Here is a 15,792-nt window from a genome sequence, read left to right on the forward strand (position 1 = left end):
GGATCGCCATGACATCCCAAACAATCGCATGGATCATTGGAACGGCGTTGTTTGCAGCAACAAGCACGGCCTACGCCCGACCCGACACGCGTTCGATGAGCTGCGAGGAGACGCAGCACCTGATCCAGAGCCATCACTCGGCGGTGTTGACGACCGGCCGGAATACTTACGATCGCTATGTCCGCCAATACGGCAACGAGTGCGACTGGCCGGAGGTGCCGGTCGCTGCCTCCGTTCCGACACGTGATGGCCAGTGCCGTGTCTATTGGTGCCGGGAACCGGTGTTCGATTTCCCGAACTGACATATCCAGCAGCCTTGCGGCGGTCGTTGCCATGGCGCTCCCGGGTTCAGACGATGCATTGCGCGAGGCGACATGGAACCCTTGCGCCGCGCGTGAATTGATTGTGCGCATGGCGCTGCAAGATGTAGCGGTGTGATGCCCAACCAGATGGAGGAGCGGTCATGCCCAATGATACAAGGCGGAGCGGCAGCTGCCTGTGCGGCGGCATCCAGTTTTCGGTGACGGGAGATCCCTTTCGGATTGGCCTTTGCCATTGCAAGGACTGCCGCAAGGCTAGCGGGTCGGCTTTTTCGGCGTTTGCAGTGTGGCCGCTCGAGGCGTTCGAAACGACGGGTATCGTCAACAGCTACGGCGACAGAAGTTTTTGTCCCACCTGCGGCGGCCGGGTCCCTTTGGTTCGTGAGAATGAGGTGGAAGTGACGATTGGCAGCCTCGATGAGGTGCCCACCGAAGGGCTGGAGCCCAGCTATGAACTCTGGGTCAATCGCCGTGAGCACTGGTTGCAACCCTTGCCTGCCGCCCGGCAAATCGAGCACGACCGGGTCGATGACGAGCCGACAAACCGGACAGCCGAACCGATTTCTGACGGTGTCGAGACGCCGTCTAGCTTGCCGCAACGCAAGTCGGCCTAGCGCGAGCGGCGCAGACAGCCGGCAGGCAGGAAATCGTTCTCGAAACCGCCCGATGCCGACAGGGCCGGGTCCGACAACATTTCACCCGGTAGAAGCCAAACGCAAAAAGCCCGCCTTGGCGTCAGCCAAGGCGGGCGGTAGATCATCCGGCCTGCGCTGCCGTGGAACGATGGGTTGGCCAAAGCCCTGGGCTGAGACCCGGTGCCGTTTGTAAGCGGCGATTGACTACGGAGCGGCCCGGTCAGCTGGAATTCGTCTTGTGGTTGCAACCATGGTACGTTTTGTTTGGAAACGAGAGCTTAAGACCACGCAATATCGTTACGTCAACTACGCTGCCCAAGTATCTCGTGGTGTGAACTGGAGGAACCTTCCTGACTTGTACAAAAGAACGCTTTGTTTATTTTGTTTCCGTCACATAGTGTAGCGAATCTTGAAGCCGGATGGGGCGGCTTTCATGCAGCCAGCGCCTTCGCAGGATTGCGGTCCGCACGTGCAATATCCACTTCACGGCAATCTTCATGCAAGCATAGCCAGCGCAAAGTTCATACGCAGACGTTGGGGGGCACCGATGGACCAGCCGAGCAAAATGGAGAACCTGCAGTTCGCGCAAGGGATACTGCGGGAGCTTAGGCAGAAAGCCGAAGCCGACGGCGAGAAGCTTCTGACTTATCTCATCGACATGGCCTACCTTGAAGCCAGCGACCGCATCCGTGCACATTGGGTCGGCAATCACGAGCCCGAAAGCCGCAGGGCCATGGGGTAACCGAAACGCGGCGATGGTTGCCCCCACGGGGCGTTTTTAACCAGACGCCTGGGGCCGGGGAGACCATTGGTCAGTTGGCGATACCGGCTGAGATGTCAGCCAGAGCCTCCCTCACCCGAGTTTCGCTGATGCCCCGCGTGTCCTTGACCCAGCTGGGCGTCGAAAGCGGCGGTTCGATAAAGCGAACATGGTTGTTTACGGGCCCATGCACATAGGGGCGATTCAGCCCGTAGATGAGCGCGCATGGGACGTTCAGGGCAGCGGCGGCGTGGGAAATCCCGCCATCAACCCCGAGGAACATGGTCGACGCAGCGATTTGGCACATCGCGTCAGCAATCGACGGGGTCGAGGTGAAGTCGATTGCCTCAGGAATGGCGGCGCGGATTTTTGCGGCACCGGCGTGCTCGCGCGGTCCGCCTACAATCCAGATTGCCCAGCCGCGATCATGATGGTCTCTGGCGATCGAAATGAAGCGCTCGACGGGCCACGAGCGGAAATTCTCAATGTCGGCAGTATAGAGCGCCAGGGCCGGTCGGCCGGCATCGATCTTCTTGTGCTGGCGCCAATCGTCCAACTCGGCCGGATCGACCACAAGCCGGGGCGCCGGCCACTCTGCGCCCGCAGCCGGCTTTTCGCCAAGCGAGGCAATCGAGCAAACCTCCTCGAAGAGCCGCGTCTTGCGGGGTCCGAAGGCCCATAGATGCGCCAACCAGCCGGCGGGGAAGCGATTGAGGAGGCCGAATTGCAACTCCTGCGGATAGCCGATGCGCTCCTCTATTCCGGCCATGAACGCCATCAGCGCCGCCTTGGTGCTGCTGGTCATCAGATAGGCCGTACGGTAATTTTCCTTGCGCAACTCGCCAACCAGGCGGCTGCGCTCGCCAAAACCGGGGCGCTGATGACGCTTGGCAAGCGTCCAGCCCTTCCTGACATGCGGCATCAGGCGCGCCAGCGGCGCTGCGACAGGCGAGGTGACGACATCTATGGGGCGATCAGGAAATCGCGCAGCGATGATCTGGATGGCGGAATGGCAACGGACGAAGTCGCCGACCGCGGGGAAGCCGACGAAGAGGATTGGATCGCCGGTCGTCAAGGAAGCGCTTCGCCGTCAACGATGCGGAGTGTAGGGGTCGCGCGAAAATGGACGGGAGGCATTTCGGGATCGATCGAGGCGTGCAGGACTTCGTCCTGTGGGCGGCCGGTGCCGGCCGACGACCTAGCGCCGGTGCAAACCAAATCGACATGACGCTGAATCGGCCGCATTGACCTTGCCTCACAATGCTCTCAAGACGGCCCAGTTGCGTCACGGGCTGGGCATTGTCAAGGTCGCGCCAGAAACGCAAAAAGCCGCGGCGGCCTCGACCGGGTTACGGAATCGTTAATCAGCGCTTGCTACTATTCTGGATGACCAAGAATCTCGGCAATGCGCCCACGACCATCTCCAGGCAACAGCCAAAGACCTCCGCTCTTGGTCGGCTGGCGCCCGCCCTGTTTCCCCTTGTGGTCGTCGCGCTTGGATACATGATCGGCCGGCAATTCTTCGGCTTCTACGGCGACTCGACTCGTCTATCCGCGCACGGTTAAGCCTCGCGCCTCGCCGGGGATGCAGTCAATGTCCACCCAACCTCCAAAATCAACCGGCGGCACGTACGCCGCTACCCACTGCCCCGCACGTAAGCAAATTTTGTGCAATAACGGGAACGTGATATTCACTGATCACCGGACAAAGGGGGCGCTGATGAGGTGTCTGGTGATCAATCTTGATCGTTCTCGCGATCGGCTGGCGCATGTCGCGTCCGAGTTCGGCCGGATCGGAGTACCATTTGAGCGTGTCTCCGCCATTGATTGCCCCGATTGCTGCTCTGTCGCCAAAAGCCCGCTGAGCGCTGCTGAGGTTTGCTGTTTCCTGAGCCACCGCTCGTGTTGGGAGATCGTTGCGAACGGCGCGGATCAATATGGCGCGGTTTTCGAGGACGACGTCGTTTTCGGCGCTGGCGCCGGCTCGCTGCTTGCTTCCGATCGATGGGTGCCACGCGATGCCGATGTGATCAAGCTGGAAACGCATTTTGCCAAAGTGAGGGTCGGACGCAAGGAAGTCGCTCTCGATGATGGGTTTTCGCTTGCCAGACTTTATGGGCTGCACGCGGGCGCCGCAGGCTATGTCCTCTCCAGATCGGCAGCGCAAAGATTGCTGCGCAGGACCATGCATCTGAGAGGAGAGGTCGACTTCGTTCTTTTTCACCCAGGATTCATGACCTGCTCGCTCAACCGAATCTATCAGATCATGCCGGCGCTTTGCGCACAGCACCATTTTGTTTCGGGACGAGAGCGCTTTCCAAGCCTCGTGCGACGGCCCGGGAGGCGGCCAAAGCCGTTTCTCGATCGAATTGTTGGAGAAGCGGTGCGAACCTTCGCCTATCTTCGAAACCAGAGCCTGACCGGAACAAAGAAGATCGAGGCCGTCGCGTTCTCAGACTCTGAGGTCGACGACAAACCCGTCCACGGCGCGTTCGTCTATGGGCAGCCCGAGCACGGCCACCTCTACGAGGCGGCCGGCATACCGATCGCGCGGAAGAATAGTTCGACCGCCAGATAAGCAGACGATAGCGGCTGCGTTACGAAACAGCCTTTTCGCGGACCGGAAGCTTCCAGCCCGGCCTGACAAAGTGGCAGGTATAGCCGTTGGGGTATTTCTCGAGATAGTCCTGATGCTCTGGCTCCGCCTCCCAGAAATCGCCCGCCGGCGCAAGCTCGGTGACGACCTTGCCCGGCCACAGTCCAGAGGCATCGACATCGGCGATGGTGTCTTCGGCGACGCGCTTCTGCTCGTCGCTGGTGTAGAAGATCGCCGAGCGATAGCTCATTCCGACATCGTTGCCCTGGCGGTTCCTGGTGGTCGGATCGTGGATCTGGAAAAAGGATTCGAGCAATGTGCGAAAGCTGATCCTGGCCGGATCGAAAACGATCTCGATGGCTTCGGCATGGCTGCCGTGGTTGCGATACGTGGCGTTGGGCACATCGCCACCGCTATAGCCGACGCGGGTAGAGATCACGCCGGGACAGCGCCGGATCAAATCCTGCATGCCCCAGAAACAGCCGCCGGCAAGGACTGCACGTTCGGTGGACGTCGCCATATCATACCTCCATTGGATTGCTCCTTAGGTAGGCATTGTCGCTGGCTTCTTCCAGCATCTCAAGTGCATCACTCGTTGCCGGCCGAGCCGAACCGCCGCACGAGGACCTCGAAGACGATGTCGGAAATCCACATGGCCGAGACGCCGATCAAAAAGGCGGCGGCGAGCGTCGTGGTGTCGTCGGCCGGATCGGGGATAGGCATGCCGGTTGCCCTGAACCAGGCGACGGCAGGCAGCGTCAGATACGCAGCCGCCAGCGCCCCGCAGATCGGCGAGGCAATCATCTCGCGCAGCTTGTAGCGATGGCGCGACAGTGCTCGCAGCACGCCGCCAGCTAGCCCGGCGGCGACGACCGGCCCCTTGATGCCGAGCATGTCGAAGAGGTTGTGCATCGGCTAAGGCCTCCATCCGCAGAGCTTTTGTCCCTTGCGGTTGTGCGCCAGGAGCGCTCTCGCCTCGGCGTCCGACAGGACGTCGACGGCTTCGGCCGACAGGCGCAGCGGGCTCGAAATCGCGCAGAAGCCGCCCGAAGCAGTCGTGCACCCGGCAAGCGCCACAAGCAGCGCAAGCATCAGTCCCTTGCCCATGATTTCAGCTCCTTTCGAACAGCGTCCGCCGGCAGTGCGCCGACGTCGTTCTGCACCTGCTCAGCGACCGCGCGCGCCGCGGCCTCAGCGGCCGCCAGTTTGCCGCGCTCGGCCCTGGCGCCGGCCAGCCGCTGGTGAGCGCCCCAGCAAAGGGCGGCGATGACCGATGCCAGGAAGCCCAGCAGCGCTTTGTTGCCAAGCAGGACGGCGAGGAGCGCGCTCACAGCAGCCACCCGGCGACAAGCCCGGCGGCAAAGCCGATAGCATAGGGTTTCGCGGCTTCGAGATAGGCGATGAGCAGTTGTTGAAACCCTTCCATGTCAGTGCTCCCAGCCGGATTTGCGGGCCAACCAGTGCCAGGTCTCGGTGACCGAGGCGATGGCGAGACCGGCGGCGATCTCCAGACCAGCTTGAATGTCGGGGTCGGAAGAAAATGCCGCCGCGTCGTCGGCGCCGAGCAGGCCACGCGCGACCAGAACACCGGCGCCGTAACGCAAGCCGATGCGGATGAAGACGGCGATCATGTCGAACTCCTTGCGAAAATCGATTTCAGGATTTGAAGCAGCGCACGCCAGAACGGCAGGCGTTCGACGGGGCTGACGCGCCCGCCGGTAGACACCGGCGGCATCGCACTGCCGGGCTTCGGCGAGAGCGCTGATGGCAGGGTCGGGGAGCCCGGCAAAGGTGCCGGAGCGGGCTGTAGTGCCGACATCAACAGCGCCTGGGAACGGACCGACCTGATGCGATCGCTCCAACCCTTGCCGAAAACCGGCCAGGTCGGCAGCCGCCGCAGGAATGCCAGGCGGGCATCGCAAAGATCGTCGATGACTGCGCCCGGTGGCCTGGCGCCCACAGCTTTGAGCGTGGCCGGGCCGATCCTGCCGTCCTGTGCGGTGCCAACTGCCGCCTGCAGATATTTAGCCGCCCTGCCCGGCCCACTGTTCACGGCGAAGTCGAAGACAGCATAGTCGACACCGCCGGGAAGCTCGGCGCCGGCTACCGCGTCCCAATAGAAGCGGCGATAGACCGTCGCCACCTGAGCGTTGCTGATCTCTCGCAGATCGGCCTTGCTGGCATCCGCCTTCACGTAGCGGCGGAAATTGGCGATGGTAACGCCTTTCATGGTAGCGCCACCGGGATCGGCCGGATTGTCGGACCAGCCGCCTTCCGATTTGAGGACGAGCGCAAGCGCCCGCGCGAAGTTGCGGTCCATGGGTAACCTCTGGAGATTGTGGAATTTAGCTCGGAGATTTTAGCCAGTCACAGATCACGCAAAGGAGACGAGTGTCCTGTTGATCCTGTTTGTGCCGACGGCATGTCGGTTGGCCAGCTATAACGCTTCCTCACCGGATAGGAATTTTGGATGGAGCGGCTAAAGCGGGCTCACGGAAGCACTTCGCCGTCAAGGATGCGCTTATAGAGTTCCAGGTAGGCCGTTGCGGTTTTCTGGATCGGAAATCTTTCGGCTGCCGATTCACGGCATGCTCGCGCGGAAATGCTGTTGATCTCATTGAGACCGTGAGCAAACTCATCATCGGTTTCGAAGAAACGCCCGCTGTCTGCATCGACCGTTTCGGCAAGCGCACCGCACCGAGTGGTCAGCACAGGCGTTCCGCACAGCATTGCTTCGACCGCCGCCATGCCGAACGGCTCTGCCCAGGAGATCGGGTTAAGGAAGGCGTACGCCTCGCCGAGCAATCGGAGCTTTTCCTCGCCATCAACAGTGCCGTGGAAGCGGTAGCGCCGCGATAAGCTCTTGAAGAACAGAGACTCTTTCCGGGTTTGGCTGCGCCCGAGCAACTTCCACCTCGAGCCACCCGCAATATCGAGAGCGAAGTTAAATTTCTTCGCCAGATCGACGGCCCGGTTGAGGCCCTTCCCGGCCCTCGCGATACCGCCCAAAAACAACAGCCGCTCACCTTTCCGATCTGCCAGCCGGTAGGCATCCACAGGGAAGCCGTTGTAAACAAACGTTTCTCGATCATGATGATGCGCGTGACTGGCGCTGACGAAGCTGTAATTTTGCCCCTTCCTCGGGGCGTTTGGAACATAGCCGTGCAGAGTGTAAAGCGCACGATATGGGCTTTCTACATCGTACCAGCCGTTGAAATGCACGATGTCAGTATTGATAGGGATCGCCCCCAGACATTCCACTACTGACGCGGCCTGCCGGACCTCGCAACGCGGATGGGTGGAGCCCACTCCGGCAATGAGTGTGATTTCATGTCCGAGAGATGCGAGTGCGCTGGCGAGCCAATCGATTTGCCGCTGGGTGCCGCCATAGCCTCGACAGGGAATTTTGCCTTGCACTGCAATAGTAATATGCATGTTCCAACGTTTAGACCGTTGCTCACATTTCGCAAGCTAGGCCCACGCTCTCACAACGAGTTTCCAGCTAGCGTTCGTTATGTCGTTAAAACCTGTTCCAGCCTTGTTAAGGACTTTAAGTGCGCCAGCAGCATTACCAATCCGTACATTCAAATTGGTCGCATCTGGCACGATGCTAATAGCTTGAGCGGTCGCATCAGTTGTATTGAGAGATGGGTTAATGGGTATCTCGTCACCAACCGAATACCCCGAATTAACCGTAGTACATTGAATGAAGGCCGCATAGAGCTTCGGCTTCACCCCCAGCCCATGAGCCAACGTCAGCGACCCGCCGGATGTGATGGTCTGTTGCGGGCTTTCATAAAACTTCTGAAGCAACGCCGTGGACGACTGGACATAGCGTGCATCCTGTTCGGCCTGCGACCATTGCAGCTTGATCCATCCTCCCCAGGCACCGCCAGCCTGCCTGCGCCGCCATAGCTTTTGGTCTGCCACCGTAGTGTCGTTGACGAAATCATGCACCGTCTGCGTCCGGTAGCCAGTGCTTCCGTGCGCTTCCACAAACCCCAGGAACCAATTTACGCCGTCTGGCGCATTAGCCGCCGCCGAGGCCATATACCAGCCGTTGTCCAGGGCGTTGTTCCAATCGGTGATCGTCTGCGCGACGACACCGAGGTTAGGTCGGCTATCAAGTTTCAGATCAAACCCAGCCTTGACGAACCCCGTTGTAGCCAATTGCGTGGTATTCGTTCCAGGCGCTGCGGTCGGCCCCGTTGGCGTCCCGGTAAATGTCGGGCTGGCCTTCGGCGCCAGGCTGGACACCGCGATCCCACTATCCTTCCCCACCTTGCCCGTGGTGCCCGCGAAAGTGACAATATTGTCGGTTGCCGAAGACGCAGGCCCCAAAAAATCTCCTACTCCCGTCCCGTCGGCGCCTCTGTCGCCGGTACGGTCGAACATCAGCCAGATGCCGTTGGCCACCGTCGGCAAAGTGCCGGCGCCGCTGACATAGGCGAGCGTCAGTTTGCGGTAGCGCGTCGCGGCCATCAAATCGTCGCGCAGTTTCACCACCTTGCCGTCCTTGCGATGGTAAAGCCGAAATTCCTCGAACCAGGGCAGCAGCGACGAGAACACCTTGAAGCGGCCGGACTGCATGCGGTCGAGCATCTCCATCAGCCCGGCCTCGACCGAGACCGAGCCGTCGGCGAAGCGGGCGTGGCCCGACAGCATGTTCAGCCCATGCGCGGAATATTGTCTGGCAAGTGCGGTGCCCGCCCCTTCCAGCGTCTCGCGGCGGCCGTCGCGCGGCCAGGCCCAGGGCAGCCACTCGCCCCACGGCTTCAGGGCCAGTACCTGCATGGCCGGCGTCTGCTGCGAGGCCCGCGCCGCCTTGGAGATATAGACGACATCGGCCTCCGTATCCCAGGCCAGCTCGACCGCGGCCGACGGATGGTCCCAGCCGAAATCGAGGGCGCCGATCCGCGGCCAGTAGCGCGGCAGCCGGAACGGCTCGCAAGCGATCAGCTCTTCGGCAATCGGAAAGATGCGGCCGGAGCCCAGCACCGGAACGCCGCGCGCACGCGCCTCGCGCTCATGCTCGGGATAGGCGGCAACGATCGCGGCGCGCTCGTCCGGCGAATAGTGTTCGGCGTCGTCTATGGTCATGAAGGTGACGTGACGGGTCATGCAAGCATGCTCCAATAGAGTGTGGCCGTTGATACCACCGCTCGTCAATGCGAAGCTGACCCAAGACTTGGGGGAACACATGATTCGGATTGCAATCGTTGTCGCCATTGCCGCCAGTGCATCGGCATGCACCAGCCAGGCGAATGTTCCTTACGATACGAGTAAAAAAATCTGCAGAACCCGTACCGATCCAGGAACAGGGTTCAAACGCGAGGTCTGCGTCCCCGACACTCCCAATCAATCCTGTATGCTCTATATATATCAGTATACCGGTCGAGAGAAAATATTGTGCGGCCCATTAACGCGCAAATCGCCAACCGCCGAGGGTCGTGCCAGGCAGCTTGCGGGCACCAAATATCCCTGATTCGACTTATCAACTGGGTTTGATGCGGATCACCTTTGGCGCCTGCGCATCCATGAACATGTAGCACCTGCCAAGCAGCGCCTTTTTGCCGAGCTCATCGAACACATTCTGCCCCAGCGGCGTGATCAGCACCTCGCCCGTAGCCAGCCCATCCTGGTGGCGGGCCTCGATCTCTTGCCAATGCGCATTCGCAACGTCGGAAAACACGACATTGAAGGCTGGATGATTGTAGCTGACCAGCACGTTGCCATCATCCATGTCGGACGGCTTCATGTCCGGGTGATAGTTGCAAATCATGGCAAGCGTCTGGGTGGCGGCCATGGCTGCCGCCTCATCGGACAGGCCGGCTTCCGTCAGCACGCAGGTGCCGTTTTCAAGGATGGCAAAGTCACGGCCTCTGTCGAAGTAATAGCCGAACCGTTCCTCGATGCGATCGATGGGTTGTGAAAACGAGGGTCGCCATTTGGGCACCTGGGGCTTTGATACCTCAGCACCACCCGCCGGCGACACGACAAGCGACGACAAACCGCCTGTCAATACCTGCCGCCTGTTCATGGACTTGGTTCCTCGACAACCTGGCCACCAGTCTAGTCGCGGTTCGCGATTCCGCAACGCGCCGAAACGGGAAAGCTTCGCTCTCATCTTTTCCTTTATCGCTTTATGCGGTAGGTCTTGCCGTGCATCGGCGACATCGATGCGTCTGGGCTGGTGCATTCTGCGCGGCCTGTACTCTACGCGGGTGGGACAGCCACTCTTTGCCATGACAGATCTATTCGAGGCGATGCGCCTGTCCGCCGAGGACAGCGAGGTTGCTCATCTTTTTTTCAGCGAAGGCGGTAAGATCCTGCTGCCACTCGGCAAATCGACAAATGCCATGACAGGTCAGGAGATGCTGGAGCGGCTGCTGTCGTCCCCGCATGATGACGATGGCGCGCTTGCCAACGACCTTCTCGGCGAGCTCGGCAAGACGGTGCCGTTGGAAAGCCTTCGTCTCCTGCTGACATCTGCCAATGCTGAGACGCGAGCGGCGGGTGCGTTTATTGCCACCTTTCAAAACCAGAACATAAGTTCGATGGTGGGTGAACTGGCCGCGCTGCTTGGGGACAGCAACCCGCGCACGCGCTTCGATGCCGTGGAGTCTATCTTGCGATGCAGTACGCGGAACGATGGTCAGCATCTCGCGCAGGCGTTGTTTGCCCTTGATGATTATCACGATGGTGTACGCATGGGAGCCGTCAAATTTGTGCGCTTTGCAAAAGACTGGCAGTTAAAGCTTGCGCGTCAGCACGCCGCGTTGCTCAGGCCGCAAACGCCGTTTTCGGCGATCGCCGATATCTCCGGGCAATGGCGAGATGATGAATCAGGCATGATCCGTGCGATGCTCGACCATTCAGAGCCGGTAGTGCGCCGTTACGGCCTGGGGCTGGCCAGCCGGGCGAGGTTGGTCGTTGTTGACGCGTTCGTCGAATGGGCGCAGGCGTCCGCCGATCCTGAAATCAGCAAACTGGCAACCGATTGCATCGAGCACAACCAGATATCGCACCACGCCGTATGGCAATCATCATTGCCGGCAATCGCCTGAGGCACCGCTGATCTCGAGGTCAAGATAGCGACGTGACAGGACGTAGAGCCTGCCGAACTGATTCAAAGTAATGTCGTATGATGTTGTCCGCGCACGATATTTGCGCCGGGCGTGGCGGTTCTTACCTTCTCCCCTTGTGGGGTGAGAAGCGGTCCGCGTGGCGGACGAAAAGCCAATTGCTTGGCTTTTCGAGCTTCGAACGCCCTGAGCCTGCGAAGGGCCGGGTGGTGGCCGATCCAACCTGCCGGGTCCCCGCCGCTCCGCAGCGTCCCGGCATTCGCCGGCCTTTCGTCGTGCCACTGGCACGACGATTCGCTTCGCGAACCAGCTGCTCACCCCACAAGGGGGGAAGGGAGAACCTCCTGCGCCGTCAAGAACCGCAACACCACGTCGCTCATGCCCAGCAGCGGCGTGAACGTCACGATGGTGATGCCGCCCGTCGCGTTGGTGCGGGTCAGGCCTTCGGAATAGATATCGAGCGGCGGCTCCTCGTCGAACCAGACGCCGTGCAGGGTTTCGCCCTGCCACTTTTCGCGGCCCTTCTCATAGCTCTTGAACGACAGCACCGACTCATCTGCCTGCACATCGCCGCCGCCGCCCCAGCGCACCACGATGCTGTCGAGCGCGCCCGGCGCGCCGCGGCCCATCGTGGTCTGGCGGATGGCATCGGCGGGGATCATGCCGGTGCCCCATGCCGCCTGCTGCTGCGGCGGGCCGACCAGCACGCGCTGCGGGTTGTCGCGCGTGCCCTCGCCCGTCACGCCGGCAGCCCATAGCCTGACGGCGGCGTCGAAGGTCTTGCCCTGCCACCACGCGGGATAGCGGCCGGTGAGATGCATGGCCCATTCGGCGCCGCCGGCCCTGGTCTTGCCCAGCTGGTTGCCGGCCATGAACAGACGTTCCCGGTTCTGCGCGCCGGCGGCGTGAAACTGCGCCTGCCTGGGATAAGGCCGGTAGGCGGCAAGCTGGTTAGTCCTGCGCCTGCGGTCCAGCTCCTGCAGCAGCGCCAGATAGTGGCGGCGCGTCTTCAGGCTGGTCGCCAAACGGCCCGAGGACGGCTTCGAGGCCACGGATGCGGCGGCGGATCTCGTCATCGCTCAGGGCTTCCAGATTGTCAGATAAAACATGCAAATCCTTGGCCAGATCCTTGGGCAGCACCGATTGCACGATCTTCAGATACTGGTCGGGCTTGTCGGCCCGGACCGCGGCAATCACGCCGGCGCCATGGGCGCGGAAATCGGCGCGAACCGCGTCGAGGAAATCATCGCCAAGCGTCTTCTTCGTCCGCTTCGGCTTGGCAGCGGCGGCAGTCGCCTTGCGGCCAGGACGAGAACGCGGCGCCGTCCGGTCAGCCATGATCCGAGATCCCGGCGGGCTCGGCGGTCGCTGCCTGCTTCGCCTGCTTTGCCGGCCTTGCCCGCTTGATCTTGCCGGACTTGATCTTGCCGGACTTGCGCCGTGCCGATTTTGGCCCTGACCGTTTTGGGGCGGCCTTGCGGGCTGCATCAGCGGCCGGCGCGTGGCGCTTTCCGGCAGACGCGGCTTTCAGGCTTGCCCTGGCGATCGCCCTTGCGTCGTGCGCGCCGCTCGGAAAGCCGAAGCCGCCGATGGCATCGACAGGACCACCGCGAACCATGCCGATCAGCACGCCCGGCACGACCGGCTCGATACGGCCGATGCGCGCCTGCGGGGCAGCGCCCTCGAACACGCCAATGGCGCTGACGACCTCGCGGCCGTCATCGTCGGTGATGATGGTGGCATAGCGGTTGGACAAGGGAGGCCTCGCGGATAAGGCAGAATGAACCGAGGATAGCGTTCCTTCACGCCCCCCTCTGTCCTGCCGGACATCTCCCCCTCAAGGGGGGAGATTGGCAGCTCCAGGGTCGCGACCAATTTGCAGCGCTGACGATTGGCGAAAGCAAGGCGGCAGTCCGATCTCCCCCCTTGAGGGGGAGATGGCCGGCAGGCCAGAGGGGGGTGCTGTCCCGCCGACATCCGATATCCGCACGTTGTGGGCATCAGGAAAACAAAACCCGCCTCGTGGGCGGGTCGGTGGCGCAAATCAGCACCATGGACAAATCATAGCAAAGCTGCCCTCACCCGTCAATGCAAAAAAGGAACTAATTCCTACTTCGGTCAAAGCCGCGTCTTGGCGCGGCCGCGCATTGCGCAAGGGCAGCATCGATGGGATGCTGCGTCTCGTCGGAGAGCGCAATGAGCAATGTGACCAGTCACTATGGCAGCGGCGGCATCGTCGAGCGCATCCTGTCGGCTGTGCCGGACGCCAGGGCCGGCAGCCTCGCGGCCGAACAACTCTATCCGTTCGACCAGCTTCATGGCCGCGAGCTGATCGCCACGCAGGACCATGCCGCGCGTCTTGCGCCCTCCGCTTCTGATCGGGTTCTGGACATCGGCAGCGGCATTGGCGGCCCGGCCCGGTTCCTTGCCGAGACCTATGGGTGCAGCGTCGACGGCGTCGACCTGACGCAGGTGTTCGTCGAGGCATCCCGCCGATTGACCGAGTTCTGCGGCCTCAGTGACAAAGTGCGTTTCCATGAGGCCGATGCGACAAGGCTGCCTTTTGCAGACGACACATTCGACGCGGCAATCTGCTTCTATGTCGGCATGAATATCGCCGACAAGGCGGCGGTCATCGGGCAAGCGTGGCGCGTGCTGAAGCCGAAAGCCAGGCTTGTCTGGACCGAGGCGGTGCTGGCGGACGGCGAGCCTCACTATCCCTTGCCTTGGGCGGTGTCGTCGGCGGCCAGCCATCTTGTCGACGGCGAGACCCTGAAGGCTCTGTTTGCTTCAGCCGGATTCCGGGTCGACGATGTCATCGACGAAACCGGCGATCACGTCGAGCTGGCGTTGAAACGGGCAAATTCCGGCATCGTGCCCTCGCCCGCCCAGCAGCAGGCCAATGAGATCGTGCTCGGCGCCGAGTTCGTGCGTCGGCGAAACAACTACATAAGCAGCCTGAGCGAGGGAAAACTCGCCTCACTGGCCGTTATTGTTTCCAAGCCGGCATGAAACAAAAACCCGCCTCGGCGGCGGGTTGCTGGCGCAAATCAGCACCATGAAAAAATTATAGCATAGCTGCCCTCACCGGTCAAGATATGTCAGGAAATAATTCCTACATCGACATCGATCGGAGACTCGGCGATGCTAGCGCTACCACATCCGGCGTCAAGTCATATGCATATGTTCTAAAGTGCCATGCCGTCGGCGGATGTTGTCTGATAATTTGCCCTTTGGCATCAAGGGGGCAAAAGAAGCCATGTCTGAGGACAAAATCCGAAATATAAATCTGACCGCCGACATCGTCGCGGCATTCGTGCGCAACAATTCAGTGCCTCCGGATAGCCTGCCGGCGTTGATCGAGAGCGTCAATGCAGCGCTCGCGGCCGTGGACAATCCCGTTGCTCCGCCGCAACCTGCGCCTGAGCCCGCGGTCAACCGCAAGCGCTCGGTAACGCCGAATTTCATTTACTGCCTCGAGGATGGCAAGAAGTTCAGGTCGCTGCGGCGTCATCTCGGCTCCGCCCATGGCATGACGCCGGAAGCCTATCGCGCCAAATGGGACCTGCCCGGCGACTATCCGATGACGGCGCCCAGCTACGCCGCCAAGCGATCGGAGCTGGCAAAGGAGTTCGGGCTCGGCATCAGGACACCCGAGGCGCCGGCCGCCAAGGCGCCGGCCAAGAGCAAGACCAAGGCGTAAAGGCACGCCCCCTCCGTGCCGTACGCCTGCTGGAGGACGATCGTGGTGGCCGGAGAGCCCAATGACGTTCGCGTGGAACGTGTCGACCGCCGCCAATGGGCGGTGCTGGTTGCCGAGAATGGCACGGTGACCCAGCATCTGTTCATGGCCCAGGAAGCGGCCGAGGAGTTTGCCGACGACGAGCGGACAAGGCTCGGCCTTCCCGCCAGGCCGCCGGCGGCGGATCCGCTGGCCTGAACAGTCCTTCAACCGGCTGCAGGATACAAGACGCAGCCTTCGACAGGCCGTCTAGCGACTGGTCATTAGCTGGCTCTTATGGAATCATTCCACTCCAACTCGGGGGAGAGCGGGATGGACAAACCAGCCATGGCATCCGTGTTCAGGATGCGGCAAGCGCCAGCCACTGTTTCGGGCGTTCGCAGCGTCGGCCAAGGCCAGGCCGATCCGGTCATCGGCAGAAGGCCGCTCGGCGAGGCGATCCGCTTCGTCATCGACGCCCATCCCCATTACGACATCAGCGGCGTTTCGATCGCCTATGGCGACGGCTCGGCCCCGCGCCTCGGCAGCCGGGAGGTCAAGGCGCTGTGGGCCGAATATGGCCGCCGCTGGATGGAAGAGTAGCGCAGGCCATCGGCCGACGCCTATCGCTTGCATCCCCGTCCGGATCGTAACAGCGGCTCATGCGTTGAGCGT

Annotated in this window: 22 protein-coding genes; 9 read left to right on the forward strand and 13 right to left on the reverse strand. The window is 61.5% G+C overall.

The features are described 5' to 3' along the window. Window positions 1–8: 8 nt before the first annotated feature. The 3 genes from NKI64_RS21920 to NKI64_RS21930 all read left to right on the forward strand — a co-directional run bounded on the left by NKI64_RS21920 (window position 9) and on the right by NKI64_RS21930 (window position 1,697). Window positions 9–302, forward strand: a complete 294-nt coding sequence (locus NKI64_RS21920; RefSeq protein WP_023814798.1) for a hypothetical protein — start codon at window positions 9–11, stop codon at window positions 300–302. Between the two features lie 161 nt (window positions 303–463). Further along, window positions 464–934 (forward strand): GFA family protein, encoded by a 471-nt coding sequence (locus NKI64_RS21925; protein WP_023814799.1) that lies wholly within the window; start codon window positions 464–466, stop codon window positions 932–934. 568 nt (window positions 935–1,502) lie between these two features. After that, window positions 1,503–1,697: a hypothetical protein gene (locus NKI64_RS21930; RefSeq protein WP_023684343.1), complete on the forward strand. Its 195-nt coding sequence runs from the start codon at window positions 1,503–1,505 to the stop codon at window positions 1,695–1,697. A gap of 70 nt (window positions 1,698–1,767) precedes the next feature. Here the strand turns inward: NKI64_RS21930 and waaF are convergent, their stop codons facing one another. Beyond that, complete coding sequence (gene waaF, locus NKI64_RS21935; RefSeq protein WP_023814800.1) at window positions 1,768–2,790, reverse strand: lipopolysaccharide heptosyltransferase II; 1,023 nt, start codon at window positions 2,788–2,790, stop codon at window positions 1,768–1,770. Between the two features lie 519 nt (window positions 2,791–3,309). Between waaF and NKI64_RS21940 the strand changes: the two genes are divergently transcribed. Then, the gene (locus tag NKI64_RS21940; RefSeq protein WP_352669939.1) at window positions 3,310–4,293 is read left to right on the forward strand and encodes a glycosyltransferase family 25 protein; all 984 of its coding nucleotides are present in this window, start codon (window positions 3,310–3,312) and stop codon (window positions 4,291–4,293) included. A 19-nt stretch (window positions 4,294–4,312) separates the two neighbouring features. On the opposite strand, the gene msrA is transcribed toward NKI64_RS21940, so the two are convergent. The 9 genes from msrA to NKI64_RS21985 form a co-directional block, all read right to left on the reverse strand. After that, a complete protein-coding gene (msrA, locus tag NKI64_RS21945) occupies window positions 4,313–4,831 on the reverse strand; it encodes a peptide-methionine (S)-S-oxide reductase MsrA (RefSeq protein WP_023814803.1) in 519 nt (172 codons plus the stop codon). Window positions 4,832–4,899: 68 nt separating this feature from the next. After that, window positions 4,900–5,223, reverse strand: a complete 324-nt coding sequence (locus NKI64_RS21950; RefSeq protein WP_023814804.1) for a hypothetical protein — start codon at window positions 5,221–5,223, stop codon at window positions 4,900–4,902. 3 nt (window positions 5,224–5,226) lie between these two features. Next, complete coding sequence (locus NKI64_RS21955) at window positions 5,227–5,418, reverse strand: hypothetical protein (protein WP_023671459.1); 192 nt, start codon at window positions 5,416–5,418, stop codon at window positions 5,227–5,229. After that, complete coding sequence (locus NKI64_RS21960; RefSeq protein WP_023684348.1) at window positions 5,403–5,642, reverse strand: hypothetical protein; 240 nt, start codon at window positions 5,640–5,642, stop codon at window positions 5,403–5,405. Before NKI64_RS21960 ends, NKI64_RS21955 begins: the two co-directional genes overlap by 16 nt. A 96-nt stretch (window positions 5,643–5,738) precedes the next feature. After that, window positions 5,739–5,942: a Pam3-gp28 family putative phage holin gene (locus tag NKI64_RS21965; protein WP_023689878.1), complete on the reverse strand. Its 204-nt coding sequence runs from the start codon at window positions 5,940–5,942 to the stop codon at window positions 5,739–5,741. Beyond that, window positions 5,939–6,631 (reverse strand): glycoside hydrolase family 108 protein, encoded by a 693-nt coding sequence (locus tag NKI64_RS21970; RefSeq protein WP_023814806.1) that lies wholly within the window; start codon window positions 6,629–6,631, stop codon window positions 5,939–5,941. Before NKI64_RS21970 ends, NKI64_RS21965 begins: the two co-directional genes overlap by 4 nt. Before the next feature lie 170 nt (window positions 6,632–6,801). After that, window positions 6,802–7,746, reverse strand: coding sequence for a glycosyltransferase (locus tag NKI64_RS21975; protein WP_023814807.1), 945 nt, complete (start codon window positions 7,744–7,746; stop codon window positions 6,802–6,804). Between the two features lie 36 nt (window positions 7,747–7,782). Beyond that, window positions 7,783–9,564 carry a phage terminase large subunit family protein gene (locus NKI64_RS21980; RefSeq protein WP_352669945.1) on the reverse strand — a complete coding sequence of 594 codons (1,782 nt, stop codon included), beginning with the start codon at window positions 9,562–9,564 and terminating at the stop codon, window positions 7,783–7,785. A gap of 241 nt (window positions 9,565–9,805) precedes the next feature. Next, complete coding sequence (locus tag NKI64_RS21985; RefSeq protein ID WP_352669948.1) at window positions 9,806–10,558, reverse strand: hypothetical protein; 753 nt, start codon at window positions 10,556–10,558, stop codon at window positions 9,806–9,808. Here NKI64_RS21985 and NKI64_RS21990 point away from each other — a divergent pair. Next, complete coding sequence (locus NKI64_RS21990) at window positions 10,557–11,378, forward strand: HEAT repeat domain-containing protein (protein ID WP_352669951.1); 822 nt, start codon at window positions 10,557–10,559, stop codon at window positions 11,376–11,378. The genes NKI64_RS21985 and NKI64_RS21990 overlap by 2 nt on opposite strands. 332 nt (window positions 11,379–11,710) lie before the next feature. On the opposite strand, the gene NKI64_RS21995 is transcribed toward NKI64_RS21990, so the two are convergent. From NKI64_RS21995 to NKI64_RS22005, 3 genes are read right to left on the reverse strand one after another with little or no spacing between them, the layout of a single operon-like run. Then, complete coding sequence (locus tag NKI64_RS21995) at window positions 11,711–12,448, reverse strand: terminase large subunit domain-containing protein (RefSeq protein WP_245274234.1); 738 nt, start codon at window positions 12,446–12,448, stop codon at window positions 11,711–11,713. Further along, complete coding sequence (locus NKI64_RS22000; RefSeq protein WP_023821209.1) at window positions 12,348–12,734, reverse strand: hypothetical protein; 387 nt, start codon at window positions 12,732–12,734, stop codon at window positions 12,348–12,350. Before NKI64_RS22000 ends, NKI64_RS21995 begins: the two co-directional genes overlap by 101 nt. Beyond that, on the reverse strand, window positions 12,727–13,152 hold the full coding sequence (locus NKI64_RS22005) for a hypothetical protein (RefSeq protein ID WP_352669954.1): 426 nt from the start codon (window positions 13,150–13,152) through the stop codon (window positions 12,727–12,729). The genes NKI64_RS22000 and NKI64_RS22005 overlap by 8 nt, the downstream gene beginning before the upstream one ends. Before the next feature lie 440 nt (window positions 13,153–13,592). Between NKI64_RS22005 and NKI64_RS22010 the strand changes: the two genes are divergently transcribed. The 4 genes from NKI64_RS22010 (at window position 13,593) to NKI64_RS22025 (ending at window position 15,720) form a co-directional block, all read left to right on the forward strand. Beyond that, entirely contained in the window at window positions 13,593–14,408 is an 816-nt protein-coding gene (locus tag NKI64_RS22010; protein ID WP_352669957.1) for a class I SAM-dependent methyltransferase, read from the forward strand. A gap of 247 nt (window positions 14,409–14,655) precedes the next feature. Beyond that, window positions 14,656–15,099, forward strand: coding sequence for a Ros/MucR family transcriptional regulator (locus NKI64_RS22015; RefSeq protein WP_023671447.1), 444 nt, complete (start codon window positions 14,656–14,658; stop codon window positions 15,097–15,099). 42 nt (window positions 15,100–15,141) lie between these two features. After that, window positions 15,142–15,336, forward strand: coding sequence for a hypothetical protein (locus tag NKI64_RS22020; RefSeq protein WP_352669960.1), 195 nt, complete (start codon window positions 15,142–15,144; stop codon window positions 15,334–15,336). A gap of 114 nt (window positions 15,337–15,450) precedes the next feature. Beyond that, window positions 15,451–15,720 carry a hypothetical protein gene (locus tag NKI64_RS22025; protein ID WP_023697755.1) on the forward strand — a complete coding sequence of 90 codons (270 nt, stop codon included), beginning with the start codon at window positions 15,451–15,453 and terminating at the stop codon, window positions 15,718–15,720. Window positions 15,721–15,792: the final 72 nt, after the last annotated feature.

Source organism: Mesorhizobium sp. M0478, assembly GCF_040321305.1.
GTDB lineage: Bacteria > Pseudomonadota > Alphaproteobacteria > Rhizobiales > Rhizobiaceae > Mesorhizobium.